The organism is Kitasatospora sp. NBC_01246 (genome assembly GCF_036226505.1).
In the GTDB taxonomy this organism is placed as follows: domain Bacteria; phylum Actinomycetota; class Actinomycetes; order Streptomycetales; family Streptomycetaceae; genus Kitasatospora.
Genome location: NZ_CP108484.1, coordinates 2,398,689 through 2,414,757, shown reverse-complemented (window position 1 = coordinate 2,414,757; position 16,069 = coordinate 2,398,689). Strand labels below are relative to the sequence as shown.

Below are 16,069 nucleotides of genomic sequence, written 5' to 3'. Positions count from 1 at the left end.
TGCTGACTGTCGCGGATCCGCGAGGCAGTTGCGGGGGCGGTGGTACGACGAATCCCCTCCCCGGTGGCCCGGGGGAGGGGGTTCGGATGCGGTCGTTCAGCGGCCGGGCGTCGGGAAGGTGTCGGTGCGGACGGCGTCGATGAAGGACTGCCAGGAGGTGGAGGGGAACGAGAGGACGGGGCCCTCGGGGTCCTTGGAGTCGCGGACGAGCAGGGAGGGGCGGCCTTCGGCCACCTCGATGCAGTTGCCGCCGTTGTTCCCGCTGTAGCTGGACTTGCGCCACGAGATGGTGGGGCTGTCAGGCATGACGTTGAGAAGTCCTTCCCTCACACTGCGGATCAGCGCGGCGCTCTCGCGGGGGGAGAGCGCGTCCGCCTGGAGCAGATCATAGGCGCGCTGCCTGCGTTGGACGACTCTCGGATCCTCGATGAAGTGGCCCTGATCCAGGCTCTCGGAGTAGATCCGAGTCTTGCCGTCGGGTGAGGTGACCAGCGAGACGATGGTGGCGAACGGTACTCGTTCGCCGAGGCTGAGGGGCGCGACCTGGAGGACGACGTTGGGGAGCTGTCCGAGCGTCAGCAGGCGTTCGAGCTGTTCGTGCATGACCGCCTCGCCCCCCACGAGTGAGCGGATCGCGGCCTCGGAGTGGACGACCTTGAAGAGAGGGCCGTCCGGCGCGGTCAGGCGATGCTGGCGAGCCAGTCGGGAGGCGATGCGTTCCTCGATCAGGTCGGGGTTGCCCGCGGCGTCGCCCGATGCGAGCAGCGCGCGGGCGTAGGCCTCGGTCTGCAGGAGGCCTGAGATGTGGGCGACCTGGAACTCGCAGATCGTCGAAGCCCGCTCCTCGAACCCCGCGTAGCGCCGGAACCAGTCCGGGTGCTCCACCCGGGCGTACCAGTCGATCTCTCTCCAGAGGTCCATCAGCTGTCCGCCGGTGTCCAGCAGCCGGTCGGCCGCGTGGACGAAGTCCTCCTGCGGGTTGCGGGTGCCGGCCTCGATGCGGGAGATGTGCGGGCGGCTGCACGGGACGAGTGCGGCGAGTTCGCCCTGCGAGATTCCCTTCGCGTCGCGGAATCGCCGCAGGACGGCACCGAACACCGCGCCCGCGCTCGACTGCGGGTTCGGATGGACGGACTTCTGACGAGTCATGGTTCAGGCCCCCCCTGTGTCAAGACGTTCCCTGGAACCGGCTGATCACTCGTCACCGAATTCGGAACCGTCGATGCTAAGCGTGGAACGGAACGGGCGCCCGCGCTAGTGAGTGCACGAAGCGCCCTGCCCGCGCACGGACCCTCCAATGCACCAGAAGGTGGCATCGTCATGCCCGAATCGCTTGACAGCACCCCTAGGGACCGATTCTGCTCCCTCCCGCGTCATCCCTCCTCCGCGTCCGCCGCGCGGATCGTGCTCCGGGGGTTCCTCGCGGACGTCACGGGCGGCGCATGCTACGCCGAGGCGGCCGAGTTGATCGTCGCCGAGCTGGTCGCGCACACCGTGCTGCGTCCGCGCAGGCCGGAGCACCTGCTGATCGACGTGCTGTTCGAGTACACCGCCCCTGCCGGGCTGCGGATCGAGGTGTACGACACCGGGCTCGCCGACCGGGGGCGGGTCCGGAGGAGCCCAAGGCCGGACCGTTGGAGCTCTTCCAGCACGCGGCCCACCTCTACCGGAGCCTGGGCGACGGGCGGGGCGAGGCCGAGGCCCAGTTCTGGATCGGCACCTACCACCAGGTGGTCGAGGGCGACGACGCCGCCGCGCTGCCCGCCCTCCACCGCTCGCGCGAGCTCGCGACGGCGACCGGCGACCGCCTCACGCTCTCCTACGCCCTGCGCCACCTCGGCATAGCCGAGCACCACGCGGGCCGGCTGCCGGCCGCCCGTGACCTGCTGGACGAGTCGACCCGGCTGCGCCGCGAACTCGCCTTCCCCGAGGGGGTGGCCGCCAACCTGGTCGGTCTCGCGTACATCGCCGCCGCCGAGGGCCGCCCCGCCGATGCGCGGGCGCTGCTCGACGAGGCCGCCGAACTGGCCGCCGGCGCCGGGGCGAAGGCCGTCCTGCACTCGATCGACGAGGCGCGGGCCGAACTCTGACCGGTACGGGCGTCGGCGCGCCGCTTCACACGCTGCGGTCGGCGAGGACCTCGCGGATCACGTGGCGGGCGTTGGCCGCCAGGGCGGGGTTGGTGGTGCGGTAGTAGGGGAGTTGGATCAGGGCGATGGACAGGGCCCAGGCGCGGCCGCGGGCCCAGGTGGCGTCGTCGGCGGCGAGTGCGGCGCGGAAGGCGGGCCGGGCCGCGGCGGGGAGCAGGTTCCAGGCGACGATCTGGTCCACGGTCGGGTCGCCGACGCCCATGACGCCGAAGTCGATGACGGCGCGCAGCCGGCGGTTGCCGAGCAGGAGGTTCCCGGGGGACAGGTCGCCGTGCATCCAGGCGGGCCTCCCGGCGTGTTCCGGCAGGCGAAGTGCCTTCTCCCACACGGTGGTTGCCGCCTCCGTGTCGATCGATCCGCGGAGCCGGCCGATGGCGGCCCGGGTGGAGGCGTCACGGGAGGCCAGCGGCACGCCCCGGGAGCCCGGTGGGCCGTCCGCCGGGTCGACCGCACGCAGTGCGGTGATGAACCCGGCGAGGTCCTGGGCGAGTTGGATCGGCGCGGTGGTCGCGCCGACCACCGGGTTGGCGCCGTCGATCCAGCGCAGCACCGACCACGCCCACGGGTAGCCGGCGGCGGGCCGGCCGAGTGCCAGCGGGGCGGGGATGGGGAGCGGCAGGTGCGGTGCCAGCTTCGGCAGCCAGCGCTGCTCGCGTTCGACGCTCCCGGCCGCCCACCCCACCCGGGGCAGCCGTACGGCGAGTTCGGGACCGAGCCGGAACATCGCGTTGTCCGTCCCGGAGGAGGCGACCCGTTCGAGCGGCAGCCCGGCCCAGTGCGGGAACTGGGCGGCGAGCAACCGCCGTACCAGGGCGGTGTCGATGTCCGGTTCGTCGTCATGCATCCGGGCTGCAGCGCACATGCCCGGCACTGTACTCCCGGGTTCCACGGCCGTTCACCGTATTTCGAACACCGGGGTGGGGCGGTGACGATCAGGTGGGGACGTCGGGTCGTGTGGGGGGCGCTCGGCGGTGCGGTCGCGCGGTGGGTGCCGCCGCGGCGGGCCGGACCGACGTCGTCCGGATCGCCGCCGACGGCCGCCCCTCCCCGACCGTCAACGGCTGAACTCCGCCGCCGCGCCACGCCCGGTCGCTCCGGGGGCGGCCGGGAGGTGTCGCCGGTCAGTGCCAGAATGCGGGGGTACGGGGAAAGCAACTCTGGAGAAGGTGACCGGCTTCGTGAGCACGCCAGACGAACAGGTGGCCCAGCAGGCCCAGCAGGCGATCGAGCGCAAGATCGCCGAGGAGCTGGGTGTCCGCGGCGGGCAGGTGAAGGCGGCCGTCGATCTGCTCGACGGCGGCGCGACCGTGCCGTTCGTGGCCCGCTACCGCAAGGAGGCGACCGGCTCGCTCGACGACACCCAGCTGCGCACCCTGGAGGAGCGGCTGCGCTACCTGCGGGAGCTGGAGGAGCGGCGCACGGCCGTCCTGGAGTCGATCGAGTCCCAGGGCAAGCTCGACGAGGCGCTGCGCGGGCAGATCCTCGCGGCCGACTCCAAGGCCCGCCTGGAGGACATCTACCTCCCGTTCAAGCCGAAGCGTCGGACGAAGGCGCAGATCGCCCGCGAGGCCGGTCTGGAGCCGCTCGCCGACACCCTGCTCGCGGACCCGACGCAGGACCCGGCGGCGGTGGCGGACGCCTATCTGAACGAGGCGGTGGCCGACCGGGCCGCCGCGCTGGAGGGCGCCCGGTCCATCCTGGTCGAGCGGTTCGGCGAGGACGCCGACCTGGTGGGCTCGCTGCGCGAGCGGATGTGGACCCGGGGCCGGGTGGTCGCCACCGTCCGTGCGGGCAAGGAGCAGGAAGGCGCCAAGTTCGCCGACTACTTCGACTTCGCCGAGCCGTACACCAAGCTCCCCTCGCACCGGATCCTGGCGATGCTGCGCGGCGAGAAGGAGGAGGTGCTGGACCTCGAACTCTCCCCCCACGACGGCGAGGAGGCCGGTGACCTCCCCGGCGCGAGCGACTACGAGCAGCGGATCGCCGCCCGCTTCGGCATCGCCGACCACGGCCGTCCGGCCGACAAGTGGCTCGGCGACACCGTCCGCTGGGCCTGGCGCACCCGCATCCTGGTGCGGCTCGGCATCGACCTGCGCGGCCGGCTCCGTCAGGAGGCCGAGGACGAGGCGGTGCGCGTCTTCGCCGCCAACCTGCGCGACCTGCTGCTCGCCGCACCGGCGGGCACCCGCGCCACGATGGGCCTGGACCCGGGGTTCCGGACGGGCGTGAAGGTCGCGATCGTGGACGCCACCGGGAAGGTCGTCGCCTACGACACGATCTACCCGCACCAGCCCGCCAACAAGTGGGACGCCGCGCTGGCCACCCTGGCGGCGCTGGCGAAGAAGCACGGCGTGGACCTGGTCGCGATCGGCAACGGCACCGCCTCCCGCGAGACGGACAAGCTCGCCGAGGACCTCATCAAGCGCCACCCGGAGCTGAACCTCACCAAGGCGATGGTCAGCGAGGCCGGCGCCTCGGTCTACTCGGCCTCGGCGTTCGCGTCCCAGGAGCTGCCCGAGCTGGACGTGTCGATCCGCGGCGCGGTCTCCATCGCCCGCCGCCTCCAGGACCCGCTGGCCGAGCTGGTCAAGATCGACCCCAAGTCGATCGGGGTCGGCCAGTACCAGCACGACCTCAGCGAGGTGAAGCTGTCCCGCTCGCTGGACGCGGTGGTCGAGGACTGCGTCAACGCGGTCGGGGTGGACGTCAACACCGCCTCCGCGCCGCTGCTCACCCGGGTCTCCGGGATCACCGGCACGCTCGCGGACAACATCGTCGCGCACCGCGACGCCAACGGCCCGTTCCGGACCCGCAAGGCGCTCAAGGACGTCGCCCGGCTCGGTCCGAAGGCGTTCGAGCAGTGCGCGGGCTTCCTGCGGATCCCGGACGGCGACGACCCGCTGGACGCCTCCGGGGTCCACCCGGAGGCGTACCCGGTGGTGCGCCGGATCCTCGCCGGCACCGGCGGTCAGCTGCGCGAGCTGATCGGCAACAGCACCGCGCTGCGGGGCCTGCGGCCGGGGGACTTCGCCGACGAGACCTTCGGCATCCCGACCGTGACCGACATCCTCGGCGAGCTGGACAAGCCGGGCCGCGACCCGCGCCCGGCCTTCCGCACGGCCACCTTCAAGGAGGGCGTCGACAAGATCGGCGACCTGGAGGTCGGCATGGTGCTGGAGGGCGTGGTCACCAATGTGGCGGCCTTCGGGGCCTTCGTCGACGTGGGCGTGCACCAGGACGGGCTGGTGCACGTCTCGGCGCTGTCGAAGAACTTCGTCAAGGACCCGCGCGAGGTGGTCAAGCCGGGTGACATCGTCACCGTGCGGGTGACCACGGTGGACGTGCCGCGCAAGCGGATCGGGCTGACGCTGCGCCTCGACGACGAGGTCGGCCGGGAGCGCGGGGGCGACCGCGGTGACCGGGGTGACCGGGGCGGCGACCGGGGCGGCCGGCAGGCGCGTCCGCCGCGCCAGGACCGGCGGGGCTCGGGCGGTGGCTCGGGTGCGGGCTCCGGCGGCTCCGGTTCGGGCGGCCAGGCCCCGCTGGGCAGCGGGGCGATGGCGGACGCGTTGCGCCGGGCCGGTCTGGCGGGCGGGTCCGGCTCCGAGGGCGGCCGCCGCTCCGGGCGCCGCTGAGACAGCCGCCCCTGCTGGGGTCGCCGGGGCCCGGTTCCGCCGTTCGGACGTGACGCGGGCGGCGGGCCGGTGGACGTGCAGTCCACCGGCCCGCCGCCCCGGTCGGTCCCGGCTCAGGCCGGTCCCTGCTCAGGCCGGTCAACGCTCAGGCCAGGAGCTTCTCCTTGGCCCGCTGGTACTCGACCTCGGTGATCGCACCGCCGGCCTTGAGGTCGGCGAGCTTGGCGAGGTCGTCGACGTGGCTGCGCCCGCCGGCCGCGGCGGCGCTCGCGGTGGAACCCGTCGAGCCCGTGGCACCCGGGGCACCCGCGCCCGGCGGACCGCTCCCGGGCGCCTCGGCGGCTGCCTCCCGGATGTACGCCTTGAACGCGGCCTCGTTCTGCCGGGCCTCGGCCACGTCCCGCTTGCTCATCGACGTGCCACGGGCGATCACGTAGACGAGGACGCCGATCAGGGGCAGCAGGATCACCAGGATCAGCCAGCCGGCCCGGCCCCAACCGCTGAGGTCCTGGCTGCGGAAGATGTCCGTGATGATCTTGAACAGCAGGAAGAACCAGAGGATCCAGAGGAACAGCTCGAACATCGTCCAGAAGATGTTGAGCAGCGGGTAGTTGTCCATGACGCTCCCGTCGGTGACGACCCAGGTCAAACGAGTCATATCACCGCATGAAGGGCATGGTGCCGCTGTGATCGGCCATCCCAGTGATCTTCGGTGCCACCGGGTGTGGGCCCGGCCCGGCCCGGGCCCCGGCCGCGCCCGTGCCCCCGGCCCGCGCCCCGGCCCCGGCTCGCCCCGGCCGCCGCCCCGCTTCGCTAGCCGGCGGACGTCCGCCCGCGCAGCTCCACGGCCAGGCCGACCAGCTCGCCCCACCACGGCTCGTGGCTGCCGACCAGCAGCCGCTGCGCCTCGGCCGGCTCCACCGCACGGACCTCGACCACCTGCTCGCCGTCGTCCGGGTTGGTCGGGGTGGAGTCCACCGACACCTCCGCCCAGCCCCAGAGCCAGGCCTTCTCGGGGTGCGGCTGCCACGGCCGGTACGGCTCCGCGCTGTCCGTCACGCAGCGGTGGGCCCCCAGCCAGGACGGCTCGCCGAGCAGGCGCGCGCCGGCCTCCTCACGCAGCTCGCGGACCAGGCAGGACTCGATCGACTCGCCGCTCTCCCGCGTCCCGCCCGGCAGGAACCAGTGGTCGCGGTCGTCCCGGCAGAGCACCACCAGCCCGGCGGAGAAGCCCACCAGGTGGATGTTGGTGATGAGTTCGTCCGGTGGCAGCGCGAGGGAGAACTGCGCGTCGTACCGGCCCCAGGGCCAGTACTGCGGTGCGTGCAACGCGGGGAAGCGCGCGGCCAGTTCGGCCGCTCTGGCAGAGACGTCGGATCGGTCCGTGGTGTCGGTCATTCGGTGATCGTAGTCCCGGCCGGACGCAGCAGGGGGGTGGTCGCCTGGACGAGTGCGAGGTCGGCCACGTCGATCGCCCGGGGGCGGCGCGGGATGGTCGCCTCGATCGGGACGCCGGCCCAACTGCCGAGCGAGATCTCCGCGGTGATGCCCGGTCCGAAGCCCGCGATCAGGCCGTGGGTGCCGTCCGCGACCCCGCCCTCCTCGAAGAGCCGGGCGAGGGCGTCGAAGACGACCGCGCTGGCGATGTTCCCGCGCTCGGTGAGGGTGGCGCGGCTGAAGCGGAAGGCCGCGGGCTCCAGGTCGAGGTAGTGGCAGAGGTCGTCGAGGATCCGCGGGCCGCCGGCGTGCACGATGTAGAAGCCCAGGCCCGAGATGTCCCAGCTGTGTTCGGTGGCCAGCGTGCGCAGGGCGGGCGCGAGCATCTCCATGGTGCCGGGGACGCGTTTGTCGAGCTGGAAGTGGAAGCCGGTGTCCCTGACGCCGTAGGAGATCCAGTCCTCGGTGTGCGGGACGAGGTGCGAGCCGTTGCGCTCGATGTGCACGCCGGTGCCGCCTCGGCCGCGCATCACGGCGGCGGCGACGGCGTCCCCGAACAGGCCGTTGGAGAGCAGCGACCCGACGCCGAGGTCGGTCGGCTGGTAGCAGAGCGAGCAGAACTCGCAGGCCACGATGAGCACGTTGGCGCCGGGGTAGGCGCGGCAGAAGTCGTGCGCCCGGTTAACGGCGGCGCCGCCGGCCGCGCAGCCGAGCTGGGCGATCGGCACCTGGCGGGTGTCGGAGCGGAAGCCCATGGTGTTGATCAGCCAGGCGGTCAGTGACGGCATCATGAAGCCGGTGCAGGACACGTAGATGATCAGGTCGATCTCGCGGGCGGACAGCTCGGCGTTGGCCAGGGCGCGTGCGACCACCTCGGGGACCCTGCGCTTGGCCTCCCGCTCGTAGACCGCGTTGCGGCCGGTGAAGCCGGGGTGGCGCAGGGTCTCGTCGATGGGCTGGACCAGGTGCCTGGTCCGGACGCCGGTGTTCTCGATCAGACGCAGGGCGAGGCCGAGCTGTGGATGGTCGGCGTGCAGGCCGCGGGCCAGGTCGAGGGTCTGCTCCAGGGTGATGACGTGTTCGGGGACGGCGATGGCGGGTCGGCAGAGTGTTGCCATGGGTACGGATCTCCCCTGGAGGGCCTACGGGTGCGTCGGAGGGGCGCCGGGCCGGCGCGGCGGGGAGCTGGTCACCAGGCGACCGGCAGGGTCCGCGGATAGCGCCAGATCGAGCCCGTCCGCCAGTCCAGCTCGGCGGCCGGCACGGCGAGCCGCAGGTCGGGGAAGCGGCGCAGCAGGGTGCCGATGGCCACCTGGAGCTCCATCCGGGCGAGGTGGGCGCCCGCGCAGTGGTGCGTCCCGTAGCCGAAGGCCATGTGGTTGGCCGAGCCGCGGTCGAGGTCCAGCTCGTCGGGCCGCTCGAACATCTCCGGATCGCGGTTGGCGGCCAGGTAGGAGACATGGACGGCCTCGCCGGCCCTGATCCGCACGCCGCCGAGTTCGACGTCCTCGGTGGCGACCCGGGCGATGCCGACGCCCTGGCGGAACGGGATGAAGCGGAGCAGCTCCTCGATGGCGCGCGGCAGCAGCTCCGGCTGGGCGCGGAGCTTGCCGAGCTGCTCGGGGTGGGTGAGCAGGGTGTAGGTGATGTTGCTCAGCTGGTAGGTGCTGGTGTCGTGGCCGGTGACCAGCAGGACCATGGCCATCACGGCGAGCTCCTGGTCGTCCAGCAGCTCCTCTTCGTCCCGGGCGGTGGCCAGGGCGCTGATCAGGTCCTCGCCGGGGGAGCGGCGGCGGGCGGCGGTCAGCTCGGAGAAGTAGGCGCGCAGCGCGGCCTTGGCCCGGACCTGGCCGTCGCCGCTGCCGGGGCCCATCGACATCATCGCGACGGCGTGGCCGCGCAGCTCGGCGCGGTTCTCCTCGGGGATGTCGAGCAGCTCGCAGATGGTGACCATGGGGAGCCGGGAGGCGAGGTGGTGGACGAAGTCGGCGGGGGAGCCGTGCTCCGCCATCTCGTCCAGGAAGCCGTCGACCGTGCGCTGGGTCTTCGGCCGCAACTGCTCGACCTGCCGGTTGGTGAACCCCTTGGCGACCAGCCGGCGCAGCCGGTTGTGGGCCGGCGGGTCCATCAGGTTGATCGCCTCGACCTGGGCGATCGGGGCGGGCGTCATCCGGGGGAGGTCGCGGCCGATGCCGGCGGCGCGGCTGAACCGGCGGTCGGTGGTGACGACGCGGACGTCCTCGTAGCGGGTGGCCAGCCAGGCCTCGCCCTCGCCGTGCGGCAGCCGGATCCTGGCGACCGGGTCCTCGGTGAGCAGTCGCTTGAGGAGGGGGTCGAACTCCAGGCCTTCGGTGTGGTTGAAGGGGCAGTCCCACACGGGGGCGGAGGTAGTCACGGGCTTATCCCAATGGCCGGAGTTGGTGCCGCCCGACCGGGGGATCGTTCGGGCGCGGACGTGCTGATGTTCCCCCATGGAAAGGCAAAAATGTGGATAAGGAAGATAGTTCGCTCGATCGAGCGAGATAGATGATTGTCGTGCGATATGCGGGAGTTGAGGGCGCGCGGATGCCCGGGCGAGCGGGGCGCGCCCGGGCGGTCGGGCGCGCCCCGCCCGGTCAGCCGCCGAAGTTGAGCGCGTACAGCGAGCGCGCGAGGTCCGGGGTCACGAAGTCCAGCGGGACGGTGCCGAGCACCGGGCGGGCGGGGCGGTCGAGGGCGCCCAGGTAGGAGCGGAGCTTCGGCGTGATCGCGTCCGCGGCCTGGCGCGGCCAGAGGCCCCAGCCGGAGCTGGAGGTGAAGGTGAGGAACAGGCGGCCCGGGTCGGCGGCGGCGCGGGCGGCGTCCAGGTGGGCGGAGACCTCGGGCCACTTGCGGGAGTTGAGCTCGAAGATGGTGCCGATGTCGTAGTCGTCCTCGATGTCCGTCCGGGGCCCGCCCCAACGGAGGCCGGGCAGGCCGGAGTTGTCGGCCAGCAGGACCACCCGCCCGCGCACCTCGCCGAGCCGGGGGATCCGGTCCTCGCTCCAGAACAGGCCCGGCCAGCGCGCCTGGTAGCCGGCGAAGAGTGCGCCGAACTCGCTGTCGGAGACCGTGGAGTACTCCTGTTTGACCCGCATGGCCAGGGTCTCGCCCGGGTGGGCGGCGAGGAAGGCCAGGCAGTGGTTGAGGACGTCGCCGAAGAAGATCTGCTGGAAGACCGGGCCGTGGTGGATCGCGAGCACGCCGTCGATCGCGCGGCAGCGGATGTCCAGGAAGCGCACGCCGGCCGCGAACTGGTCGGGCAGGGCGAGCGTCTGGGTCTGTGTCAGCGGGCCGCCGTACAGCGCGCAGCTGTCGTGCGTGCCGGGGAGGGTGAGCCGGGAGAGCGGGGCTCCGCCGTCGACGGCGCCCAGCCAGTCGGCTCCCGCCGGGACGGCGAGCGCGCCGGCCCGGGGCGTGGCCGCCCCGAGGCCGGCGGCGGTGAGGGCGCCCAGCAGGGCGGTTCGGGTGAAGGTGCGCCGGCTGATCGGCGCGTGCGAGGTCACGGGCACGGTCTGGTACCCCCGTCGGGTGTGGTGGCCGGATCACGACAATGGCATGTCCATTGTGGAGAGATCGGCCCGCCCTGCCCAGCCCCGCGACGGCGCGCGGTTGCACCTCCGCCCGTCAGCGGCCGGCGAGTTGTCGTGCGGGCGGGCGAGGTCCGGCCGGCCCGCGCCGCGCACGGGTGAGGTCCGGCCCGGTGGCCGGCCGGCCCCCGGGAGTCACCAGGCCGCCTCGCGGTAGTCCTTGAGGAAGACGCCCGACACCGGCGCCCCGGCCTCGCCGCGGACGATCGGGTCGTAGACGCGCGCGGCGCCGTCGACGATGTCGAGCGGGGTGCGGAACCCGTCGGCGGCCAGCCGGGCCTTCTTGGGGGCCGGGTTCTCGTCGGTGATCCAGCCGGTGTCGACCGCGCACATGTGGACGCCCTGAGCGGCGAGTTCCTCGGCGCTGGTGCGGGTGAGCATGTTGAGGGCGGCCTTGGCCATGTTGGTGTGCGGGTGACCGGCGGTCTTGTTGCGGACGGCGAACCGGCCCTCCACCGCGGTGACGTTGACGATGTAGCGGCGGGCGTGCGGCGCGGCCAGCAGCAGCGGCAGCAGGCGGTCGCAGAGCAGCGCGGGCGCGAGCGCGTTGACCAGCTGGGTCTCCAGGAGCTCCGCCGGGTCCAGCGCGCCGAGCCGGGCGGACCAGGAGTTGACCGGCGCGGGGTCGGGCAGCAGGCCCGCCTCGTCGGCCCACTCGGACGGCAGGGCGAGGGCCGACCGGTCGGCGGCGGTGTCGAGTTCGGCGGCGGGCCAGGCCGGGGCGAGGGCGGGCATCGGCCGGAACCCCGGGGCGTGGACGACCGCGGTGGGCGCGGCGGGCAGTGCGGCCCGCTCACCGGCGGCCAGCAGGGCGTAGGACCCGGGCGGGCGGCGCAGGGTCTGCGCGGCGTTGTTGACCAGGATGTCCAGCGGGCGGCCGTCGGCGCGGAGTTGCTCGGTGAGGCCGAGTACCTGGCGCGGGTCGCGCAGGTCGATGCCGACCACGGTGAGGCGGTCGCGCCACTCGGCGCTGCCGGCGGCGGCGTGGAAGCGCCGTACGGTGTCGTGCGGGAAGCGGCTGGTGACGATCAGTTCGGCGCCGTCGCGCAGCATCATCAGGGCGAGCTGGAAGCCGATCTTCACCCGGCCGCCGGTGAGCAGTGCCCGGCGCCCGCGCAGGTCGGTGCTGAGGCCGCGACGGGCGGTGTTGTCGACGGCGCAGCCGGGGCAGAGCATGTGGTAGAAGGCGTCCACCCGGCGGTAGTGCTGCTTGCAGACGTAGCAGCGGCGGCCGAGCCGGAGCTCGCCGAGCGGGGCGGCCGGGGCGGCGGCGGTCAGCGGCGCGTCCTCGCGGCGGTCCGGCGCGCCGGTGGCGGTGGCGGCGAGCAGGCCGGCATCGGCCAGGCGGTCCTCGTCCCGGGCGTCCTGGCGACGGCGCTTGCGGCTCTCCCGGACGAAGGACTCCAGTTGGCGCTCGGCGTGCCGGCGGACCGAGTGGTCGGCGGGGAGGGCGCGCAGGCGTCCGAGGGTGCGGCCGAAGGCTGCCAGCTCCTCCGGGCCTATCTCGTCGGCCGCTGTCCGCTCGTCGCTCCGGACCGTCATGTCCTCCCCCTCGTGCGCTGTGCTGCGATGCCGTGTGCTGCGCTGTCCTGTGCTGCGCTGTCCTGTGCTGCGGTGCCCTGTGCTGCGGTGTCCTGTGCTGGGATGCCCCGTGCTGGGATGTCCGCGCTGCGGCGCCCCGGTGGTCGCGGCCGGAGGCGAGCGGGCGGTGCGCCTGCCGTCGTGCCACCGGACCAGGACGAGGACCGGACCAGGACCGGACAGGACCGGACCAGGACCAGGGCCCGCCGGGGAGGCCGGACGCGGACCGGCGTGCCCGCCGCGGTGCCGCCCCCGGGCGGTGGTGAGGACTGTAGCGGCTGCGCCCGACAAGTGAGATCGCATTATTCGTAGGATGAGACCTTGATCGCGGCGGATGTGCTGCGAGCCCGCGGCGCGGTGCGCGGCGGGATCGAGGCGGTTGCGCGTCGCGGCCTCGCGGCGGGCCGGCCGCCGGCCCGCGGTGTCCGCACTGCGGCCACGAAGGGAACGGGGAGAGCGGCACGATGGTGAGTCTCGGCGCGATAGCCGGCATCGCGATGGTGGAACTGGGGATGGTCCTGTCCCCCGGCCCGAATATGATCTACCTGGTGTCCCGCTCGGTCGCCCAGGGCCGCCGGGCCGGGCTGACCTCGCTGGCGGGCGTCTTCGTCGGCTTCCTGGTCTACCTGGTCGCGGCGACGGCCGGGATCGCGGCGGTGTTCGCGCTGGTGCCGGAGGTCTATCTGGCGCTCAAGCTGGCGGGCGCGGGCTACCTGCTCTGGCTGGCCTGGAAGGCCGTCCGGCCGGGTGGCACTTCGGCGTTCGCGCCGAAGGAACTGGCGGCCGACCGGCCCGCCCGGCTGTTCGGCATGGGCCTGCTGACCTGCCTGCTGAACCCGAAGATCGCGATCCTGTACGTCTCGCTGCTGCCGCAGTTCGTCGATCCGGACCGCGGCCACGTCGCGGTGCAGAGCCTGCTGCTGGGCCTGACGCAGATCGCGGTCGGCGTGGCCGGCAACGCGGTCTTCGTGCTGATGGCGGGCTCGGTGTCGGCCTTCTTCGCGCGCCGCCCGACCTGGCAGCGGGTCCACCGGTACCTGATGGGCACGGCGCTGGCCGGCTTCGCGGTGCGGCTCGTGGCGGACCGCTCGAACGCGGCGGTGGCGGCGCCCTGAGCCGCCGTCGGCGGTCACCGGCCCCGCGGGGCCGGTGACCGCCGACGGTGACCGCCCCGCTCAGCCCGCGTACTGGGCGAAGATCTTCGCGAACTCGTACGGCTGCTGGGCGATGTTGGTGCACTTGTAGAGCGCTCCGGTGCAGGCGTTGGCGTCCCGGGTGGCGTCCCAGAAGGCCAGCTCGCCGAGGTGGTGCTGCTGGGCGAAGGCGACCAGCTGCCGGGCGTCCGCCTGGTTGTAGACCTGGTGGTCGTCGTTCTCCCCGAGCATCGGGGTGATGCCGACCGCGGCCCAGAGCTGGGCGTCGCTCTTCGCCGGGTAGAGCGACTTGAGCTGGCCGTAGAGGCCCTGGGCCGCCTGGACGGCCGCGTCGCCGTAGTCGGCGCCGGTGCGGTAGTAGTCCATCGCCATCGCGTTCACCAGGTCGACGGCCACGCCCGCGTCCCGGGCCGAGCGGACGATGGCGATACCCTCGGCGGTGAGCCCCTCGGGCAGCACCGGCAGGGTGAACGACACCTTCAGGCCGGGGTTGGCCTTCTGCAGCTTGGCCAGCGCGGCGGAGCGGCGGTCGTTGGCGACGGTGTCGGCGATCGCGGCGCCCTCGATGTCGAAGTCGACGTAGCGCAGGCCGTAGGCCTTGACCACGGCGTCGTACTCGGCGAACAGCGAGTCCACCGAGGTGCAGGCGGCGGCGAGTTCGGTGCCGCTGGCACCGCCGAAGGACACCTTCACGTCGCCGCCGGCCGCGCGCAGCGCGTCCACCTGGTCCTTGGCCCAGCCGGTGCGCGGGTCGTAGGCGTTGAACCAGCTGGCCTTGCAGCCGACGCCGGTCACGAAGCCCATGGTGAAGGACTTCAGATTGCCGGCCTGGGCCATCGCGGGCATCGACGGGGTCGGCCAGGCGCCCATGTCGATGTACGGGGCCACCGGGACGGCGGTGGCCGGCGGCGGGGTGGTGGGCGTTCCGGTGCCGGTGGGCGTGGGGGTCGGCGTCGGCGTGGCCGAAGTCGGCGGCGGGGTGGTCGGGTTGCCGCCCGGACCGGTGAGCGTGACGTCGTCGGCGAGGTAGCCGCCCTGCCCGTACCAGCCGTGCAGGTAGACCGTCACGCTGCTGGCGGCCGGGCCGGTGGTGAAGGTGGTGGAGAGCTGCTGCCAGGCGGGGCCGCCGGGGGTCCAGACGGCCGGGTCGGTGACCCCGCTGCCGGTCGCGCCGAGGTAGACGTACTGGCCCTGGACCCAGGCGCTCAGCGTGTACGTGGTGTTGGGACGAACGGCGACGCTCTGGCCGCACTGCGCGGTGTCGCTGCTGCTCACGCCGCCCCGCAGCGCGTACGAGCCGCTGTGCGCGCCGGTGCCGACGACGCTGCCGGTGGTGGCCGAACAGCTCCAGGGGCTCGCCGAGCCGCTCTCGAACCCGGCGTTGCCGAGTAGGTTGCCGTCGGCCGCGCCGGCGCTCCCGGCGAGCGAGGCGAGCCCGCCGCCGGCCAGCACGGTGGCGGCGGCGAGACCGAGCAGCTTGACCCGGACGGCGGGGCGGCGGTGCCGGGCGGGGGCGTCGGGCGCGTGGGTGTCGTGGGGCGCGCGTGGCATGGGGGTGCCTCTCGGGACGGTGCGCCCGCCGCCCGCCACGCGAGGGGGAGCGCGGGCGGGCGGCGGGTGCGGTGGGGGCGTGGTCCGGTGCGGGGAGGTGCGCGGTGCAGCTTCAAACTGGACTAGACCAGCTGTGCACGTCAAGCACCTTCGGCACATCAGAGGCGGTTGCCGGGAAGGTTTTAGGAACGGTTTAAGGCAGCGCCCGCTCCCGGGGCGCGGCCGTGGACGCCCGGGCGGGCCGCGCGGTCAGCAGGTGGGGCAGGCCCGGCACTCCCGGACCTGGACGTCGTCCACCACCGGGCCGTAGGCGCCGCTGCCGGTGGTGCTGGCGAAGGCCAGTGTGGTGGAGGCGCTGGTGGCCACGAAGGTGAACTGGCGGCCCACGTACCCCATGGCGGCCCGCGACTTGCCGGTGGTGTCGAAGGAGAAGTCCTGGAAGTCCTGGCCGTCGACGAGGGCCCGGCCGGTCTTGACGGCCGGTCCGCCCTCGGGGTTCCCCGCCAGCGCGTACGTCACCGAGTAGGTGGCGCCCGGCGTGGTGGCGAAGGTCTGGGCCACGGTGCCCTGGGAGGAGCCGTTCAGGTCGACGGACTGGTCGCCCTCGGCGGCCTGCCAGAAGCCGGCGCCGATCAGGTCCACGCTGCCGCCGGTGACGCGCCACGGGCCGATGGACTGTCCGGCCGAGAGGCCGAGGAAGGAGTTCGCCGCCACCTTCGGCGTCTCGAAGCTGCCGTCGTCGAAGCGGCTGAGGGCCCGGCTCTGGGCCGCCGCGCGGTCGGCGGTGCCGGCGGCCCGGGCGGGAACCGCCGAGGCGGTGACGCCGCCGACGAGCAGCGCGAGGGTGACGGCGGCGGTACGGGTGCGCGGGAACGACATGGCGACCTCCTGGACGGACGTGGCGCCGGAGCCCGGAACGGGTCCGGCAGCGCTCATCGTCGGAGCCGCCGGCC

Annotated in this window: 13 protein-coding genes; 3 read left to right on the top strand and 10 right to left on the bottom strand. The window is 73.4% G+C overall.

Going from position 1 to position 16,069, the window contains the following annotated elements:
- Positions 1-96: 96 nt before the first annotated feature.
- Positions 97-1,149, bottom strand: coding sequence for a Scr1 family TA system antitoxin-like transcriptional regulator (locus tag OG618_RS10550; RefSeq protein WP_329487084.1), 1,053 nt, complete (start codon positions 1,147-1,149; stop codon positions 97-99).
- A 485-nt stretch (positions 1,150-1,634) separates the two neighbouring features.
- Here OG618_RS10550 and OG618_RS10545 point away from each other — a divergent pair, with 485 nt between their 5' ends.
- Positions 1,635-2,090, top strand: coding sequence for a tetratricopeptide repeat protein (locus tag OG618_RS10545; protein ID WP_329487083.1), 456 nt, complete (start codon positions 1,635-1,637; stop codon positions 2,088-2,090).
- Positions 2,091-2,115: 25 nt separating this feature from the next.
- On the opposite strand, the gene OG618_RS10540 is transcribed toward OG618_RS10545, so the two are convergent.
- Positions 2,116-3,012: an aminoglycoside phosphotransferase family protein gene (locus tag OG618_RS10540; protein ID WP_329487082.1), complete on the bottom strand. Its 897-nt coding sequence runs from the start codon at positions 3,010-3,012 to the stop codon at positions 2,116-2,118.
- Positions 3,013-3,328: 316 nt separating this feature from the next.
- Here OG618_RS10540 and OG618_RS10535 point away from each other — a divergent pair, with 316 nt between their 5' ends.
- Positions 3,329-5,785 (top strand): Tex family protein, encoded by a 2,457-nt coding sequence (locus tag OG618_RS10535; RefSeq protein WP_329487081.1) that lies wholly within the window; start codon positions 3,329-3,331, stop codon positions 5,783-5,785.
- A gap of 145 nt (positions 5,786-5,930) precedes the next feature.
- On the opposite strand, the gene OG618_RS10530 is transcribed toward OG618_RS10535, so the two are convergent.
- From OG618_RS10530 to OG618_RS10505, 6 genes are all read right to left on the bottom strand, one after another.
- Positions 5,931-6,404, bottom strand: coding sequence for an SHOCT domain-containing protein (locus tag OG618_RS10530; RefSeq protein WP_329492062.1), 474 nt, complete (start codon positions 6,402-6,404; stop codon positions 5,931-5,933).
- A gap of 194 nt (positions 6,405-6,598) precedes the next feature.
- The gene (locus OG618_RS10525) at positions 6,599-7,183 is read right to left on the bottom strand and encodes an NUDIX hydrolase (RefSeq protein ID WP_329487080.1); all 585 of its coding nucleotides are present in this window, start codon (positions 7,181-7,183) and stop codon (positions 6,599-6,601) included.
- The gene (locus OG618_RS10520; protein ID WP_329487079.1) at positions 7,180-8,340 is read right to left on the bottom strand and encodes a type III polyketide synthase; all 1,161 of its coding nucleotides are present in this window, start codon (positions 8,338-8,340) and stop codon (positions 7,180-7,182) included. Before OG618_RS10520 ends, OG618_RS10525 begins: the two co-directional genes overlap by 4 nt.
- A 71-nt stretch (positions 8,341-8,411) precedes the next feature.
- The gene (locus OG618_RS10515; RefSeq protein WP_329487078.1) at positions 8,412-9,617 is read right to left on the bottom strand and encodes a cytochrome P450; all 1,206 of its coding nucleotides are present in this window, start codon (positions 9,615-9,617) and stop codon (positions 8,412-8,414) included.
- A gap of 220 nt (positions 9,618-9,837) precedes the next feature.
- The gene (locus OG618_RS10510; protein ID WP_329487077.1) at positions 9,838-10,746 is read right to left on the bottom strand and encodes a phosphatidylinositol-specific phospholipase C; all 909 of its coding nucleotides are present in this window, start codon (positions 10,744-10,746) and stop codon (positions 9,838-9,840) included.
- 219 nt (positions 10,747-10,965) lie between these two features.
- The gene (locus OG618_RS10505) at positions 10,966-12,372 is read right to left on the bottom strand and encodes an SDR family NAD(P)-dependent oxidoreductase (protein ID WP_329487076.1); all 1,407 of its coding nucleotides are present in this window, start codon (positions 12,370-12,372) and stop codon (positions 10,966-10,968) included.
- A gap of 503 nt (positions 12,373-12,875) precedes the next feature.
- On the opposite strand from OG618_RS10505, the gene OG618_RS10500 reads away from it, so the two are divergent.
- Positions 12,876-13,526: a LysE family translocator gene (locus OG618_RS10500; protein ID WP_329487074.1), complete on the top strand. Its 651-nt coding sequence runs from the start codon at positions 12,876-12,878 to the stop codon at positions 13,524-13,526.
- 60 nt (positions 13,527-13,586) lie between these two features.
- Here OG618_RS10500 and OG618_RS10495 read toward each other — a convergent pair whose 3' ends face one another.
- Together OG618_RS10495 and OG618_RS10490 are read right to left on the bottom strand one after the other, a co-directional pair.
- The gene (locus tag OG618_RS10495) at positions 13,587-15,116 is read right to left on the bottom strand and encodes a carbohydrate binding domain-containing protein (protein WP_329487073.1); all 1,530 of its coding nucleotides are present in this window, start codon (positions 15,114-15,116) and stop codon (positions 13,587-13,589) included.
- Positions 15,117-15,365: 249 nt separating this feature from the next.
- The gene (locus OG618_RS10490; protein ID WP_329487072.1) at positions 15,366-15,995 is read right to left on the bottom strand and encodes a choice-of-anchor C family protein; all 630 of its coding nucleotides are present in this window, start codon (positions 15,993-15,995) and stop codon (positions 15,366-15,368) included.
- Positions 15,996-16,069: the final 74 nt, after the last annotated feature.